Consider the following 16,162-nt stretch of genomic DNA (forward strand, 5'->3'; position numbering starts at 1 on the left):
GTCGTCCTGGACGCGGGTGGGGGCCTGGACTCCTCGTACTGGAAGGACCTCGTTCCGAGACTCGCGGCGGCCACCGGATCGAAGATCATCACATACGACCGCTCCGGGCTCGGCGACAGCGACGAGGTGCCCGGTCCCTGGAAGGTGGAGAACGCCGTCAGCGATCTGGAGGCCGGTCTGCGGGAACTCGGCGTCACCCGGGACGTGATCCTGGTGTCGCACTCCCAGGCGGGCGAGGTCGCGACCTACTTCACCCGCGCGCACCGGGAGACGGTCTCCGGCACGGTACTGGTCGACGCGAACCTGCCGCAGCTCTACACCGACGGGACGATCGCCCGTCTCATGGCCCTGAGCACACCGCAGGTCGAGGCCGCGAAGGCGGATCCCTCGACGAAGGAGAACCGTCGACTGGTCGCCACCGCGGCGAACTACGTGCCGGCGCACCGGGCGTACCACCGGGTCTCCTGGCCCGACAGCGTCCCCGCCACCGTCATCGTGTCGGGGAAGACCCCGTTCGAAGGGTCGCCCGAGGACGCCCGGCTCTGGCGGGAGGCCGCCGCCGCGTTCGTGGAGGCCGGCCCCGACCGGACCCTCGTCACGGCCGAAGGCAGCTCGCACGACGTACCGGTGGACCGTCCCGACCTGGTGCTCGGCGAGATCGAGAAGATGATCGCCGCGCGCGGTTGACGCGTACGACCGCTCGGCTACCCGCCCCCGGCCACCGTCACCACCCCGCCCACGACCACCACGCACAGCACGGCCAGCGCGCCCCAGGTGAGGATCGCCGCGCAGGGCTGGACGGGACGGCCCATGTCGGCGCGGGCCAGGGTGTGGTGGGCGGCCAGGGCCGGGGGCAGGGCCGTCGCGTAGACGGCGAGGGCGGGAAGGTGCAAGGACGGGACGGCCAGGGCGGGCAGTACCCAAAGGGTGCAGGCGGGCGGGACCCACCACCAGGCGGTACGGCCGGTCAGCTGCCGGGCGGTCCAGTGGGCGAGCGCGACGGCCGGGAGGACGTACGCGACGGTCAGTACGGTGGCGGCGAAGAGGACGAGCACGAGCAGCAGCGGGGCGACGGCGAAGGCCGTGGCGGACTCTCCGCCCCCGGGCCCCGACGACGCGCCGAGCCCCAGCAGGAACAGCACCGCGCACAGCAGCGCGCCCTCCACGCCCAGCACCGCCATCGCCACCGCCGACGGCGCGGCCCCTTTCCGGACCGCGCCCTCGTCCGTCACCCCAGCCGTTGCCATGCACATCGCCAGAATCCCTCCCCGCCCAGAGGGAGTGTGCCCCGGCCGAAACGGTTGCCCCACACGGGGTCCCGGCCGAAGGCGGGCGGACTCAGGCCGTCGCCACCGCTCCCGCCGTCCCGCCCGTCTTCCCCACCGGTCGCCGCCGGATCACCAGCGCCATCAGTGCCGCCGCCGCGCACAGCGCGCCCGAGGCGTACCAGACGACGTCGTACGAGCCGAAGGTGTCGCGGGCGAGGCCGCCGAGGAAGGCGACGAGGGCGGCGCCGACCTGGTGGGAGGCGAGCACCCAGCCGAAGACGATGGCGCTGTCCTCGCCGTAGTGCTCCCGGCACAGGGCCATGGTGGGCGGGACGGTGGCGACCCAGTCGAGGCCGTAGAAGACGATGAAGAAGACCATCGGGAGATGCACGGAGGGCGCGAGCAGCATCGGGAGGAAGAGGAGCGAGACACCCCGGAACGCGTAGTACACCGCCAGCAGCCGCCGTGAGTCGAAGCGGTCCGTGAACCAGCCCGAGGCGATCGTGCCGAGGACGTCGAAGACGCCGATGACCGCCAGCAGCGAGGCCGCCGCCGTGATGGGCATGCCGTGGTCGTGGGCGGCGGGAACGAAGTGGGTCTGGATGAGACCGTTGGTGGAGGCGCCGCAGATCGCGAACGTCCCGGCCAGCAGCCAGAACGGCCCGGTCCGCATCGCCGAGAACAGCACCGTCACCGCCCGCCGCGCCGCGCCCCGCACCGGCCCCGGCTTCGGCACGAACTCCTTCGCCCCGTACGGCTTCAGCCCCACCTCCGCCGGGTGGTCGCGCAGCAGCAGCCAGACGAAGGGGACGACGGCCAGCGCGGCGAGGGCCACGGTGACGGAGGCCGGCCGCCAGCCGTGCTCCGAGACGATCCACGACAGCAGCGGCAGGAAGATCAGCTGCCCGGACGCCGAGGCGGCGGTCAGGATGCCCGAGACCAGGCCGCGCCGCTCGGTGAACCAGCGGTCGGTGACGGTCGCCGCGAACGCCAGCGCCATCGAACCGGAGCCCAGCCCCACCAGCAGGCCCCAGCAGAGCATCAGCTGCCAGGCCGAGGTCATCCACACCGTCGAACCGGCGCCGACCGCGATCACCGTCAACGCCACCGCGACGACCCGGCGGATACCGAAGCGGTCCATCAGCGCGGCGGCGAAGGGGGCCGTCAGCCCGTACAGCGCGAGGTTGATCGAGACCGCCGACGCGATCGTGCCGCGCGACCAGTCGAACTCCTCGTGCAGCGGATCGATCAACAGCCCCGGCAGCGAACGGAAGGCCGCCGCCCCGATGATCGTCACGAAGGTGACGGCGGCGACGAACCAGGCGCGGTGGATACGGCCCCGGCCGCGCCCCCGGCCATGACCCCGATCACGGCCGGGGCGAGGGCGGGCGTCCTCGGGGCCCGGGTGGACGCCGGTGGGGAGGGAGTCGGCGGCGGCACTACGGGAGTCGGCGGTACCGGCGGTACCGCCGATCGACGCGTCGTCGGCTGTCTGGGTCATGACGTCAAGCTTCCGACCTGCGGTCATCCCGGACGAGTGGCCGAAGGGACAGCATTCGCTAGGATCGGGCCATGACCGTCGAGCCGACCACCGAGCCGACCACCGGGCCGACCACCGGGCTCACCCCCCGCCACCGCGTCGTCGTACTCGCCCTCGACGGACTGCTCCCCTTCGAACTCGGCATCCCGCAGCGCATCTTCGGCAAGGCGCGGGACGCGGCGGGGCGGTCGCTGTACGACATCGTCACCTGCTCGATCCGGCCGCCCGGCCCGGTGGAGACGGACGCCGACTTCGAGATCCTCGTCGCGAACGGCCCGGAGACCCTCGCCACCGCCGACACCGTCGTGGTCCCCGCCTCGTACGAGCTGGGCCCGGTCTACGAGGAGGGCGTCCTCACCCCCGAACTGGCCGCCGCCCTCGCCCACATCCGCCCCGGCACCCGGCTGGTCTCCATCTGCACCGGCGGCTACGTCCTGGCCGCGGCCGGCTGTCTCGACGGCCGCCCGGCGACCACCCACTGGTACCACGCCGAGCACTTCCAGCGGCTCTTCCCGAAGGTACGGGTCGACGCGGACGTCCTCTTCGTGGACGACGGCGACGTCCTCACCTCGGCGGGCGTCGCGTCCGGGATCGACCTGTGCCTGCATCTCGTACGCCGCGACCACGGCACCGGCGTCGCCAACGACGTGGCCCGGCGCACGGTCGTACCCCCGCACCGGGACGGCGGCCAGGCCCAGTACGTCAAGCGCCCCCTGCCCGAGCCGCAGGCACCGACCACGACCGCCGCGCGCGCGTGGGCGCTGGCCCGCCTCCACGAGCCGATCCAGCTCCGTGACATGGCCGCACAGGAGTCCATGTCCGTGCGCACCTTCACCCGCCGCTTCCGCGAGGAGGCCGGCATCAGCCCCGGCCAGTGGCTCACCCGGCAACGCGTCGAACGCGCCCGCCACCTCCTGGAATCCACCGACCTCACCATCGACCAGATCGCCCAGGACGCGGGCTTCGGCACGGCCCAGTCCATGCGCCAGCACTTGCAGGGCGCACTGGGGGTGACCCCGACGACCTACCGCCGCACTTTCCGCCACAGCCGTACGTGAGTATCCGGCTCCCGCCCCACCCTCAGAACGTGAGCACCGCCCGCGCCACCCGCCCCTCCCCCGCGTCCTCGGCCGCCTTCGTGAAGTCCTCGATCGGATAGGTGGCGGTGACCAGTTCGTCCAGTAACAGTCGCCCCTCACGGTAGAGGTCGGCGTACAGCGCGATGTCCCGCTGTGGCCGGGCCGAGCCGTAGCGGCAGCCCAGGATGGACTTGTCCAGGTAGAGGGAGGAGACGAGGAAGGACGCCTCGGCGGTGGCGGCCGGGACGCCGAGCAGGATCGCCTGCCCGTGCCGGTCGAGGAGGTCGATCGCCTGGCGGATGAGTTCGACCCGGCCGACGCACTCGAACGCGTGGTCCGCGCCGGTGGGCAGGATGTCCCGCACCCCGGCCACGGAGGTGAGGAAGTGCGTGGCACCGAACCGCCGTGCCACCCCCTCCTTCTCCGGATTGGCGTCCACGGCGACGATCCGCGTCGCCCCCGCGATCCGCGCCCCCTGCACCACATTGAGCCCGATCCCCCCGGCCCCGATCACGACGACGCTCTCCCCCCGGTCGACACGCGCCCGGTTGAGCACCGCCCCCACCCCGGTCAGCACCCCGCACCCGATCAGCGCGGCGGAGGTCAGCGGGATGTCGTCCGGTATCCGTACCGCCTGCACGGCCTTGACCACCGTCCGCTCCGCGAAGGCGGAGTTCGCGGCGAACTGGAACACCTCCCGCCCGCCCCGCGTGAACGGCCGGGTGGGCCGCCCGACGGCCCGCCGGCACATGGTCGGCCGGCCCCGGTCGCAGTCGGCGCAGGCCCCGCAGTTGGCGAGGGTGGACAGGGCGACATGGTCCCCGGGGCGGACGTGCCGGACCCCCGCGCCCACCTCCTCGACGACCCCCGCGCCCTCGTGCCCGAGCACCACGGGGACCGGGAAGGGGATGGTCCCGTCCACCACCGACAGATCGCTGTGGCAGAGCCCGGCGGCCGAGACCGCCACCAGCACCTCACCGGGGCCCGGCCGCCGTACGTCCAGGTCGTCGACGACCTCGGCCCGTTTCCCGTCGAACACCACTCCGCGCATGGCTCCCGCCCCTCGGCGTCTCAGCCTCTCGGCTCCCTCGGCAGACCGAGCACCCGCTCGGCGATGATCGTGCGCTGCACCTCGTCCGAACCGCCGTAGATCGTGTCGGCCCGACTGAACAGAAACAGGTACTGGAACGGATCGAGCACGTACGACTCCGCCGACCACTCCCGGGGCCCGACCGCCGCCCCCGCGCCCCGCGCCTCCATCGCCAGCTCCCCGAGCCGCCGGTGCCACCGTCCCCACAGCAACTTGGCCACGCTCGGCGCGCCCGGCTCCGCGCCCCCTGCCGCCCCGCCGAGCGTCCGCAGGGCGTTCCACCGCATGACCTTCAGCTCCGCCCACTGCCGTACGAGCCGGTCCCGTACGACGAGGTCGTCCACGGCCCCGCTGTCCACGGCGGCCCGTACGACATCCCCCAACTCCGCCTCGAACCCGATCTGTTGCGCGAGGGTCGACACCCCGCGCTCGAAGCCGAGCAGCCCCATGGCCACCCGCCAGCCGTTGCCGTCGCCCCCGACGACATGCTCCGCGCGGGCGTGCGCCCCGTCGAAGAACACCTCGTTGAACTCGCTGGTCCCGGTCAGCTGCCGGATCGGCCGCACCTCGATCCGCCCCGGCTGGTCCATCGGCACGAGCAGCAACGACAGTCCGTGGTGGCGGGCGGACCCGGCCTCGGTACGGGCCAGCACGAAGCACCAGTCGGCCTCATGGGCGAGCGAGGTCCAGATCTTCTGCCCGGTGATCCGGTACGACGCCCCGTCCTCCGCCCGTTCCGCCCTGGTCCGTACGCCGGCGAGGTCCGACCCGGCACCGGGTTCGCTGTATCCCTGGCACCACAGTTCGTCGCCGCGCGCGATGGCCGGCAGGAACCGCCGCTTCTGCTCCTCGCTCCCGAACGCGATCAGCGTCGGCGCGAGCAGCTTCTCGCCGATGTGGCCCGACCGGGCGGGTACGTCGGCCCGTGCGTACTCCTCCGCCCATACGACCTGCTGGGTGAGCGTGGCCGTCCGGTTGCCGTACCCGTCCTCCTCCCACCCGAGCCCGATCCACCCGGCGGCGCCGAGCGTCCGCTCCCACGCGCGCCGCTCCGCGCGCGCCCCGGCGTGCGCCCCCAGCCAGGCCCTGACCTCCGCCCGGAACGCCTCGTCCTCTTCCCCGAACCCGAAGTCCATGCCACCTCCAAGTCGACCGCCGCGCCATATGAGGGAACGCGGGTGTTCGGCTGCGGGTGCGTGGGGCTTCTCGCGCAGTTCCCCGCGCCCCTCAAAGGCATGGGGTGAGCCCGGGTTACCAAGGGGCGCGGGGAACTGCGCGACCAGCCCCCACCGGACCCGCACCCGCCAACGAACCGCACCCCCACCCCCTCACGCGTTAGGCCGCTCCCCCGCCGCCGCAGCCCGAGCCATCCCCTCCACCCGCTCCAGCATCGGCATCGGATCCACCCCCACAGAACCCGGCAGCACCTCCGCGATCCTCTCCGGCGTCCACCCCTCCTCCGCGTAGGCCGAGCGCAGCTCACCCGGCTGGGCCCACACCGCGATCTTCGGCCCGGCCACCGTGTACACCTGCCCCGTGATCCGCTCCTCCCGAGCCCGGTCGGACAGCAGATACACCACGAACGCGGCTACATCCTCCGGTTCACCGATCTCGGTCAGCTCCATCGGCACCCCGGCGGACATCCGCGTACGCGCGACCGGCGCCACCGCGTTCGCGGTCACCCCGTACCGGTGCAGTCCGAGCGCCGCGCTCCGCACGAGCGAGATGATCCCGCCCTTGGCCGCGCTGTAGTTGGCCTGGGAGACGGACCCCTGGTGGTTGCCGCTGGTGAACCCGATCAACGTCCCGGCCCGCTGCTGCCGCATGACGGCGGACGCGGCCCGGAACACCGTGAACGTGCCCTTGAGATGGGTGGCGATCACCGGATCCCACTCCTCCTCGGCCATGTTGAACAGCATCCGCTCCCGCAGGATCCCGGCGACGCACACGACCCCGTCGATCCGCCCGTACGTCTGGACCGCCGTGTCCACGACCCGCTGTCCCCCGGCCATCGTGGAGACGTCGTCGGCGACGGCGACCGCCTCGCCCCCGGCCGCCTCGATCTCCTTGACGACGGTGTCGGCGACGGAACTGGTGGGATCCGAGCCGTCGACGGAGACGCCGTAGTCGTTGACGACGACCCGCGCGCCCTCGGCGGCGGCGCCGACGGCGACCGCCCGGCCGATCCCCCGCCCCGCGCCCGTGACGGCGACGACCTTGCCTGCCAAGAAGTTCCCCACCCCGGCCCCTTCCCCTCACCACGGTTTCTGACGACAGTTTCTGACGGACCGTTAGATTCACTCACGGCGATTCTACGACCCGTCGGACACACCACCACAAGCCCCGGGGAGGGCCCGATGTCATCGCCCACGGAGTTCGCCGCGTTCACCGAGATCGCCAAGCGCGTGAACAACTGGGGCCGTTGGGGGCCGGACGACGAGATCGGCACCCTCAACCTGATCACCGACGAGGTCGTACGGGAGGCCGCCGCCTCGGTCCGTTCCGGGCGCCGTGTGCCGCTGGCGCTGCCCCTGCAACAGGACGGTGTGCAGACGGGGATGATGCCGGGCCGGGTGAACCCGCTGCACGCGATGGTGCAGATCAACCAGGAGATCTTCGGTCCGGGCACGGTGGCGTGCAGCGACGACGCGGTGACCATGGGGCTCCAGTCGGCGACCCACTGGGACGCGCTCACCCATGTCTCGCACTCGGGCCGGATCTACAACGGCCGCCCGGCGGACACCATCACCCCGCACGGCGGCGCGGCCTTCGCCGGTATCGACAAGGCCCGGCACATCGTCTCGCGCGGGGTGCTCCTGGACATCCCGCGCGCCCTGGGCCTGGCCGACGACCGGCTGCCCGGCAGCCATGCCGTCACCCCCGAAGACCTGGACGCGGCCGAGGAGTTGGCGGGCACCCGGGTCCGGGCGGGCGACATCGTCCTGGTCCGCACCGGGCAGATCCGGGCGTACCTGGCCGGGGACAAGCACGCGTACGCGTTCCCGTCGCCGGGGCTTTCGCTGCGTACGCCGGAGTGGTTCCACGCGCGGGATGTCGCGGCGGTCGCCAATGACACCCTGACGTTCGAGATCTTCCCGCCGGAGGTCGAGGATCTGTGGCTGCCGGTGCACGCGCTCGATCTGGTCGAGATGGGGATGCCGCAGGGGCAGAACTGGAATCTCGAAGAGTTGTCCACAGCCTGTGGACAAGCTGGGCGGTACGACTTCCTGCTCTCGGCGATGCCCGAGCCGTTCGTCGGCGCGACGGGCACGCCGGTGGCGCCGATCGCCGTCCTGTAGCCCCCGGCCGGCCGGCGGCGCGCCGTTGCCCGCCCCGAGCACGGCACCGCGCGCCACCGTCCGACTTCGACGTACCCGCCCCGCCCACCCCCGGGCCCTGTCGGGAGCCGACGCCGAAACGCGACCCGCGCTCGTCGAGGGCCTCCGTCACCGAGACCCTCGTCGTCCCCTCGCGGCGAATCGCTGAACACAAGCGTGATCAAACGGACACGCCACGTCAACACCCGTTCGGGGATCAGCCACGCGAAACCGGCGTCGCGGCGGTGCGTACGGAAGCACGTCCCGGCGCACGATGTGGCCGCCACCGGGCAACCGCCCAACACCGTGCGCTCACGCGCAGGCGTGTGCGGCGCGCGTCTCGACGACCGAGTGCGCCTGATAGCTCGGGGGTGCGCGCCACAGGGCGACCGCAGGCCGTACGTGGCCGATCGCGCAGTTCCCCGTACCCCTCAAGGGGCACGGTCGCAGGCCCCGCCCTACACCACCTCGTACGCCAACCCCTCGCGCACGGCCAACCCCTCCCGGGTCACCGCCGCGACGCCCGTCACCGCGCTGCACGCCGGGTAGACCGCGGGAGTCACGACCCCGCCGCCGCCCCTCCCCGAGGCACCGACACCGCTCGCCGCCCCCGAAGACCCCGGCACCACCCGGTCCAGCTCGCACCAGATCCGTTTGCCGACGCCCTCGTAGGACCAGCCCCAGCGATCCGCGAGGACCTCGACGAGGGCGAGACCCCGCCCGCCCGTCTCGTCGCCGTCGGCACAGCGCGGCGCCGGCGGACACGCACTGGTGTCGGCGACCTCCAGGCGGACCTTCCCGATCACCCCGTCCCGCAGCCCGGACAGCAACAGCCGCAGCACGGCGGGCCGGCCGGTGTGCACGACCGCGTTGGTGACCAGCTCGGAGACGAGGAGGATCAGCGTCTCGGCGAGCGGCTCGTCGCCCCCTATCCCGGACCCGGCGAGCCGTGAACGGGCCCATCTCCGTGCACGACCCACCTCTGCGGGGTCGGGCCGGATCTCCAGCTGCACTTGAAGCACCTGCACCGCTCACACCATCCGAACCGGCGGACACATCGCCGCACGCCCCTCAGGGGCCACGATCGTGGTCATCTGCTGCCTGGCCGACGCCACCGCCATCGACACCATCGGCACCGGGATCACGGAACGTGATCCCCTTACAGGACAGCATGGTTGACGTACAGTCACCCCAACAAGCGCTTCGGGCATATTCCAGCGCGAAGGAGTACGCATACGGCATACTGTGCGACGCTCATCGCGGGGAGTCGAACAGACCGGGGCGTCGAGACTCCGGCCCACTTCACGAGCGCCGCGCACCGCCGCTCCCGGGGCCGCCACAGGGGCAACACCGACTCGGCTCGACCTCGGAACCACTCGCATCCACCAGAAGGTACCGGAGCGGAACTCCGACTCCAGGCCGTGACAAGTCACACCTAGGACACAACACGGTATCAACGCTCGGTAATTCCGGCATGCCACGTTCCGCGACATTCGGCCGATCCGCTGCCACAGAATTCCGTTCCCGCGCTGGTCAGCGCGGTCAACACGCCTCGACCAGCAGTTCCCCCGCCAACAACTCCTCACTCTCCGTAAGCGATCCGCCACGTTCCGCCCGTACCCACGCCCGCTTCAGACACAGGTGTACGTCGGCCTCCCAGGTGAACCCCATGCCGCCGTGCACCTGGAGACAGTCGCGGGCCCCGCGCACCGCCGCCTCGTCGGCGAGGAGCCGGGCCGCCGCGATGTCGACCGGATCGAGGGTCACGGCCGCCGCGTACACCGCCGCCCGCGCCACCTCCACCCGCACCAGCAGTTCGGCGCAGAGATGCTTGACCGCCTGGAACGCCCCGACCGGCCGCCCGAACTGCTCCCGGGTCCGCGCGTGTTGCACCGCCGCCTCACAGGCCCGAACAGCCGTCCCCAACTGCTCGGCGGCGGTGAGCAGTACGAACAGATCATCAGGACGGCCGGGGGAGTCCGCCTCCGGCACCCGGTGCAACGGCGTCAACGGATCCACCGACCGCAGCGGCAGGGCCCCGGCCGCGTCCCCGGTCACCACGTCCGCCTCCGCCAGCCACTCCACCAACCCCCCGCCCCCGACGGCGGTCACGACGACCTCCCCGCTCGCCGCCCCCGGCACCACCCCCGCCGCGAGATGCGTGGCCACCAGCGGCCCCGGCAGCAGCACCCGCCCCGCCTCCTCGAACACCAACACCGCCTCCGGCACCCCGAGTCCGACCCCACCCTCGGCCTCCGGCACCCGCAGCGAGAAGAACCCCGCCGCCCCCAACTCCCGCCACAGCCCCCGATCCAGCCCACCGCCCCCCTCAACGGCGCCCCACAACTCCTCCCGCCCGAAAACCCGCCCCAACACCTCCCGCACACCACTCCGCAACGCCAGTTGGTCATCCGTGAGCCGAAACCGCACCAGCCACCAGCCCCTTAGCTTTTGAGGGGCGCGGGGAACTGCGCGAGAAGCCCCACCGAACCCGCACCCGCCAACGCACCCGCCGACGCACCCGAACCCCCGAGCCACTAGGCGCCCAAACCCCCGGATCACCCCTTCGGCAACCCCAGAATCCGCTCCCCCACAATGTTCCGCTGAATCTCCGACGTCCCCGCAGCGATCGTGTACGACAACGAACTCAGCCGGTCGAGAACCCACGGCCGCCCCAGATCGAGCGCCCCCACCCCCAACACCTCCGCGGCCACCTCGTACAACTCCTGCCGCACCCGCGAATACCGCAGCTTGAAAACCGACCCGCCCACCCCCGGCACCCCTCCGGACGCCTCCCCCTCACTCACATTCCACTGCGTGAGCCGCCACAGCGCCCGGAACTCCGCGTTCAGCCGCCCGAGCCGCCGCCGCACACCGGAGTCGTCCCAGCGCCCGTTCGCCCGTGCCTCCCGCGCGATCTCCGCCAACACCCGCCGACAGGCGACCACTTCACCCACGAACGCGGTCCCCCGCTCGAACGACAGCGTCACCATCGTCACGCGCCACCCGTCGTTCTCGTCCCCCACCCGGTTGGCGACCGGCACCCGCACCTCGTCGAGGAAGACCTCGGCGAACTCCGTGGAGCCGGCGAGCGTCCGCAGCGGCCGTACGGTCACGCCGGGCGCGTCCATCGGCATCGCCAGCCAGGAGATGCCCCGATGCTTCGGCGCGTCCCCGTCCGTGCGCACCAACAGCTCGCACCAGTCGGCGACTTCGGCGTGCGAGGTCCAGATCTTGGACCCGCTCACCACGTACTCGTCACCGTCCCGGCGCGCGCGGGTGCGCAGCGACGCGAGGTCGGAGCCGGCGTCCGGCTCGCTGAACCCCTGGCACCAGACCTCCTCGCCGCGCAGGATCGGCGGCAGCCAGCGGGCCCGCTGCCCGGCCGTCCCCTCGGCGGCGATGGTGGGCCCGGCGTGCAGCAGCCCGACGAACCCGGCGCCCACGTACGGGGCGCCCGCCTTCTCCGTCTCCTCCAGGAAGATCAGCCGCGTGGTCGGCGAGGCGTCCCAGTGGACGTCGGCGTACCCGGCGTCGTACAGCGTCCGCTGCCAGCCGAGGTCGTACGCGCGCCGCCCCGGCCAGTCGTCCGGGGACGGCTTGGGCGGCAGCGCGGGCAGCGCCTTCGCCAGCCACTCCCGCAGCCGCGCCCGGAACTCCTCCTCCTGCGGGCTGTACGCCAACTCCATCGCCCGGGGCCCTACTTGTCGAAGTCCAGGTCGAGCATGCGGATCGCGTTGCCGCGCATCAGCTTGTAGACCGTCTCGTCGTCGAGGCCCTTCACATGGTCGAGGGCGACCTCCTCGGTGTGCGGGAAGGTCGAGTCGACATGCGGATAGTCGGTCTCGAAGGTCGCGTTGTCCCGCCCCACGACGTCCAGCGAGGCGACGCCGTGCTTGTCGCGGAAGAAGCAGCAGAACATCTGCCGGTAGTAGTACGTCGACGGCGGCTCGGGGATCAGGTCCCGTACGCCGCCCCACGCCCGGTGCTCCTCCCAGACGTCGTCGGCGCGTTCCAGGGCGTACGGGATCCAGCCCATCTGCCCCTCGCTGTAGGCGAGTTTGAGGGTCGGGAACTTCACCAGGACGCCGCTGAAGAGGAAGTCCATCATCGAGGCCATCGCGTTGTTGAAGGAGAGCGAGGCCTGTACGGCGGGCGGCGCGTCCGGGGAGGCGGCGGGCATCTGGGAGCTGGAGCCGATGTGCATGTTGACGACCGTGCCGGTCTCCTGGCAGACCGCGAAGAAGGGGTCCCAGTAGCCGGAGTGGATGGAGGGCAGGCCGAGGTAGGTGGGGATCTCGGAGAAGGTGACGGCCCGTACGCCCCGGGCGGCGTTCCGCCGGATCTCCTCCACCGCGAGGTCGATGTCCCACAGCGGGATCAGACAGAGCGGGATCAGCCGGCCGCCGCTGTCGCCGCACCACTCCTCGACCATCCAGTCGTTGTAGGCGCGTACGCAGGCCAGGGCGACCTCCTTGTCGTGCGCCTCGGCGAAGGTCTGTCCGCAGAAGCGCGGGAAGGTCGGGAAGCAGAGCGAGGCCTCGACGTGGTTGAGGTCCATGTCCGCGAGCCGTGCCTTCGGGTCCCAGCAGCCGCGCCGCATCTGCTCGCGGGTGATGCCCTCCAGCGTCATCTCGTCCCGGTCGAAGCCGACGGCCGCGATGTTCCGCTTGTACGGGAACTTCAGGTCCTCGTAGATCCACCAGTCCGTCTGCTGCCCGTCCGGGTCCATCGTGATCTGGTACTTCCCGGCGACGTACGCCAGCTCGCCGATCCCGGCGGTGAGGGGCTTCGGGCCCCGGTCGCGGTACTTCTCCGGCAGCCAGGTGTCGAAGAGGTGCGCGGGCTCGATCACATGGTCGTCGACGCTGATGATGCGGGGCAGTTCGGTCATGGGTCCCCTCCACCGAGCCGGATCTGACGGACCGTCAGACATCTACTCCCCAGCAGGCTAGTGGCGCACCCCTGGACCGACAAGGCGCCCGGCCCTACGCTCTGCCCACGATCTGACACCTCGTCAGCTCTTCAGGCCAGGGGGTACCAGCCGTGAACGACATGGCCCACGCGCTCGGCGAGTCCCGCACCCTCTGGGAGCTGCTGGCCCGTCGCGCCGATCTCACCCCCGACCGGCCGGTCCTGCTCCAGGACGACCGGACCCTGAGCTTCGGCGAGTTGCGCTCCCGCGCCGAGCGCGTGGCGGCCGGGCTGTACGACCGGGGCGTACGCCCCGGCACGGTCGTCGCCTGGCAGCTGCCCACCCGGATCGAGACGGTCCTGCTCTCCTTCGCGCTGGCCCGCCTCGGTGCCGTCCAGTCCCCGGTCATCCCCTTCTACCGCGACCGCGAGGTCGGCTTCGCGCTCCGGGAGTCCGAGGCCGCGTTCTTCGCCGTACCCGGCGAGTGGCGGGGCTTCGACCACACGGAGATGGCACGGCGGCTGGCGGCGCGGGGCGTCTTCGAGGCGTACGACCGCCTCCCGGACGGCGACCCCGCCGTGCTCCCGGCCCCGCCCGGCGACGGCACCTCCGTCCGCTGGATCTACTGGACCTCGGGCACCACCTCCGACCCCAAGGGCGTGCTGCACACGGACCGTTCACTGATCGCGGGCGGCTCCTGCCTCGCCCACGCGCTCCGGCTCACGCAGGACGACGTCGGCTCGATCGCCTTCCCGTACGCGCACATCGGCGGCCCCGACTACATGGTGATGCTGCTGCTGTACGGCTTCCCGGCGGTGCTGTTCGAGCACTTCGCGCTGCCGGCCGCGCTGGAGGGCTACCGCAAGCACGGGGTGACGGTGGCGGGCGGGTCGACGGCGTTCTACTCGATGTTCCTCGCCGAGCAGCGCGAGCGGCCGGACGTGCCGGTGATCCCCACCCTCCGGCTGCTCGCGGGCGGCGGGGCGCCGAAGCCGCCCGAGGTGTACCACGCGGTCGTACGGGAGATGGGCGTGCAGCTCACCCATGGGTACGGCATGACGGAGGTGCCGATGATCACGATGGGGGCGCCGGACGACAGCGTGGAGAACCTGGCGACGACGGAGGGACGGCCACCGGAGGGGATGGAGATCCGGATCGCGGAGGGCGGGGAGGTGCGATTGCGCGGGGAGGCCGTCTGCCAGGGGTATCTGGATCAGGCGCAGTCGGCGGCGGCCTTCGACGGGGACGGGTTCTTCCTCACCGGCGACCTCGGGCGGCTCACGGACAGCGGCCATCTGGTGCTGACCGGCCGCCTCAAGGACGTCATCATCCGCAAGGGCGAGAACATCTCGGCGAAGGAGATCGAGGATCTGCTGCACCGGCATCCGGCCGTCCAGGACGTGGCGGTCGTCGGGCTGCCGGACGCGGAGCGCGGCGAACGGGTCTGCGCGGTGGTCGAACAGCCGCCGGGGGCAGGGCCGTTGACGCTGACGGACGTCACCGACTGGCTGCGCGCGGAAGGGCTGTCCGTCCACAAACTGCCGGAGCGGCTGGAGGTGGTGGAGGCCCTTCCGCGCAACGAGACCCTGCGCAAGGTGCTCAAGTACAAGCTGCGGGAACGCTATTCGGGCACGGTGAAGTAGCGCGCGAACGCGTTCACGACCTCCGCCTCGTCCACCTTGCCGTCGGCGTCGGTGTCGAGGGTGGCCGCCGCCGCGGTGGCGACCTCCTCGGGGGCGCCGAGGGCCTTGAGGACCCGGGCGGTCGCCTCGACCGTGGCCTTTCCGTCCCCGTCGGTGTCCGCGACGGCGAGGGCCGCGTGCAGGAAGGGACGGGCGATCTCGGCGAAACGGTCGGGGTTGTCGCGCAGCCGCTTGACCGCGCCGTTCACGAACTCGTCCCGGGTGATGCGCTGATCGCCGTCCCGGTCCGCTATGCCGGCCATCCCCTGCCAGAACGCCTCGGCACCGCCGTACAGGGCCTGGCCCTTGTCCGAACGGGCGGTGGTGCCGAACTCGTTGAGCACCGCCTTGCTCGCCGCGCTGAAGTCCTCGCGGTCGATCCAGCCGTTGCCGTCCTGGTCGAAGGTGGCGAACCGGGCGGCGATCCGGCGCTCGTACTCGCTGCTGACCATGTCTCCTCGGGCCCGCCTTACGTGATGTGGGGTGCTTCAGTTCCTACAGGTGCTTCAGGTGCTGCTCGGACGGAGCGTACGACGTCAGCGGCCCGGACGGAGCGGGAAAGCGACCCTTGTACCAAGACTGCGGGAATTCCGGGACAACTGTGTGAGGTGCGGGAGGTCAGGCCGAGAGGGGGCCGGCCTCGGCGTCGGGCTCCGGGGCGACCGCCGAGCGGACGTCCGGGTGGACGTCGAAGAGGCGGCGGACACCGAGCGCGGCGAGGACACGGCTGACGTGCGCGCCCTCGGCCGGGCCGCCGCCCGCGTGGCCGTCGGCGGGGAGGATCAGCCGCAGCCGTCCCCGGCAGGACCGCATCAGACGGCGGGTGGCGACCAGCACACCCACGCCGCTGGAGTCGCAGAAGACGACGCCGGAGAGGTCGAGGACGAGACTTCGGCGGCCGTCGGCCACCGCGTCGTGCACTCGCTGGCGGAGCACGGGCGAGGTGACGAGGTCCATCTCCCCGGACACGTGCAGCACGGCCCACTCACCGTGCCCGTCCTGCTCGTCGTCGGTCACTTCGAACGCCACCGCGATGCCTCTCAGTCGCCGAACCGGAAGCCAATACACCGCTTCCTGCTTGCGCGGCTGCCCCGCCGTCGTTCCATGAAACACCCGTGGCCCACCGAAGGCGCGTGGTAAGCGAGCCATTTCAGGGGCCTTTTCGGTGCGATTTCCATCGAGTACGGTCACATGTGATCGATTATTGATCGCGAATGGATCGGAGACGGACTCAAGGAGACACCAAGCGATCGAATTCTTGCAGTTCAGAC

Annotated in this window: 15 protein-coding genes; 4 read left to right on the forward strand and 11 right to left on the reverse strand. The window is 71.7% G+C overall.

The features are described from left to right. Window positions 1-6 precede the first annotated feature (6 nt). On the forward strand, window positions 7-687 hold the full coding sequence (locus tag F9278_RS20720; RefSeq protein WP_152169693.1) for an alpha/beta fold hydrolase: 681 nt from the start codon (window positions 7-9) through the stop codon (window positions 685-687). Window positions 688-704: 17 nt separating this feature from the next. Here F9278_RS20720 and F9278_RS20725 read toward each other — a convergent pair whose 3' ends face one another. Continuing rightward, complete coding sequence (locus F9278_RS20725; RefSeq protein WP_152169694.1) at window positions 705-1,247, reverse strand: hypothetical protein; 543 nt, start codon at window positions 1,245-1,247, stop codon at window positions 705-707. A gap of 91 nt (window positions 1,248-1,338) precedes the next feature. Then, entirely contained in the window at window positions 1,339-2,769 is a 1,431-nt protein-coding gene (locus tag F9278_RS20730) for an MFS transporter (protein WP_193241562.1), read from the reverse strand. Between the two features lie 71 nt (window positions 2,770-2,840). Between F9278_RS20730 and F9278_RS20735 the strand changes: the two genes are divergently transcribed. Next, a complete protein-coding gene (locus F9278_RS20735) occupies window positions 2,841-3,866 on the forward strand; it encodes a GlxA family transcriptional regulator (RefSeq protein ID WP_152169696.1) in 1,026 nt (341 codons plus the stop codon). Window positions 3,867-3,888: 22 nt separating this feature from the next. Here the strand turns inward: F9278_RS20735 and F9278_RS20740 are convergent, their stop codons facing one another. The 3 genes from F9278_RS20740 to F9278_RS20750 form a co-directional block, all read right to left on the reverse strand. After that, window positions 3,889-4,938 (reverse strand): Zn-dependent alcohol dehydrogenase, encoded by a 1,050-nt coding sequence (locus F9278_RS20740; protein ID WP_152169697.1) that lies wholly within the window; start codon window positions 4,936-4,938, stop codon window positions 3,889-3,891. 20 nt (window positions 4,939-4,958) lie between these two features. Continuing rightward, window positions 4,959-6,113, reverse strand: coding sequence for an acyl-CoA dehydrogenase family protein (locus F9278_RS20745; protein ID WP_152169698.1), 1,155 nt, complete (start codon window positions 6,111-6,113; stop codon window positions 4,959-4,961). A 192-nt stretch (window positions 6,114-6,305) separates the two neighbouring features. Then, entirely contained in the window at window positions 6,306-7,217 is a 912-nt protein-coding gene (locus tag F9278_RS20750; protein WP_152169699.1) for an SDR family NAD(P)-dependent oxidoreductase, read from the reverse strand. 117 nt (window positions 7,218-7,334) lie between these two features. Here F9278_RS20750 and F9278_RS20755 point away from each other — a divergent pair, with 117 nt between their 5' ends. After that, entirely contained in the window at window positions 7,335-8,276 is a 942-nt protein-coding gene (locus tag F9278_RS20755; RefSeq protein ID WP_152169700.1) for a cyclase family protein, read from the forward strand. A gap of 476 nt (window positions 8,277-8,752) precedes the next feature. On the opposite strand, the gene F9278_RS20760 is transcribed toward F9278_RS20755, so the two are convergent. The 4 genes from F9278_RS20760 to F9278_RS20780 all read right to left on the reverse strand — a co-directional run bounded on the left by F9278_RS20760 (window position 8,753) and on the right by F9278_RS20780 (window position 13,188). After that, window positions 8,753-9,307, reverse strand: coding sequence for an ATP-binding protein (locus F9278_RS20760; protein ID WP_152173988.1), 555 nt, complete (start codon window positions 9,305-9,307; stop codon window positions 8,753-8,755). A gap of 529 nt (window positions 9,308-9,836) precedes the next feature. Continuing rightward, window positions 9,837-10,724, reverse strand: a complete 888-nt coding sequence (locus F9278_RS20770; protein ID WP_152169701.1) for an acyl-CoA dehydrogenase family protein — start codon at window positions 10,722-10,724, stop codon at window positions 9,837-9,839. Window positions 10,725-10,852: 128 nt separating this feature from the next. Then, window positions 10,853-11,983 carry an acyl-CoA dehydrogenase family protein gene (locus tag F9278_RS20775; RefSeq protein ID WP_152169702.1) on the reverse strand — a complete coding sequence of 377 codons (1,131 nt, stop codon included), beginning with the start codon at window positions 11,981-11,983 and terminating at the stop codon, window positions 10,853-10,855. A gap of 11 nt (window positions 11,984-11,994) precedes the next feature. After that, window positions 11,995-13,188: an amidohydrolase family protein gene (locus F9278_RS20780; protein ID WP_152169703.1), complete on the reverse strand. Its 1,194-nt coding sequence runs from the start codon at window positions 13,186-13,188 to the stop codon at window positions 11,995-11,997. A 152-nt stretch (window positions 13,189-13,340) separates the two neighbouring features. On the opposite strand from F9278_RS20780, the gene F9278_RS20785 reads away from it, so the two are divergent. Beyond that, the gene (locus F9278_RS20785) at window positions 13,341-14,852 is read left to right on the forward strand and encodes an AMP-binding protein (protein WP_152169704.1); all 1,512 of its coding nucleotides are present in this window, start codon (window positions 13,341-13,343) and stop codon (window positions 14,850-14,852) included. Here F9278_RS20785 and F9278_RS20790 read toward each other — a convergent pair. Continuing rightward, window positions 14,831-15,343: an EF-hand domain-containing protein gene (locus F9278_RS20790; RefSeq protein ID WP_152169705.1), complete on the reverse strand. Its 513-nt coding sequence runs from the start codon at window positions 15,341-15,343 to the stop codon at window positions 14,831-14,833. The genes F9278_RS20785 and F9278_RS20790 overlap by 22 nt on opposite strands. Before the next feature lie 166 nt (window positions 15,344-15,509). After that, a complete protein-coding gene (locus F9278_RS20795) occupies window positions 15,510-15,926 on the reverse strand; it encodes an STAS domain-containing protein (RefSeq protein ID WP_226967311.1) in 417 nt (138 codons plus the stop codon). Window positions 15,927-16,162 lie beyond the last annotated feature (236 nt).

The sequence above is a fragment of the Streptomyces phaeolivaceus genome, from assembly GCF_009184865.1.
Lineage (GTDB): Bacteria > Actinomycetota > Actinomycetes > Streptomycetales > Streptomycetaceae > Streptomyces > Streptomyces phaeolivaceus.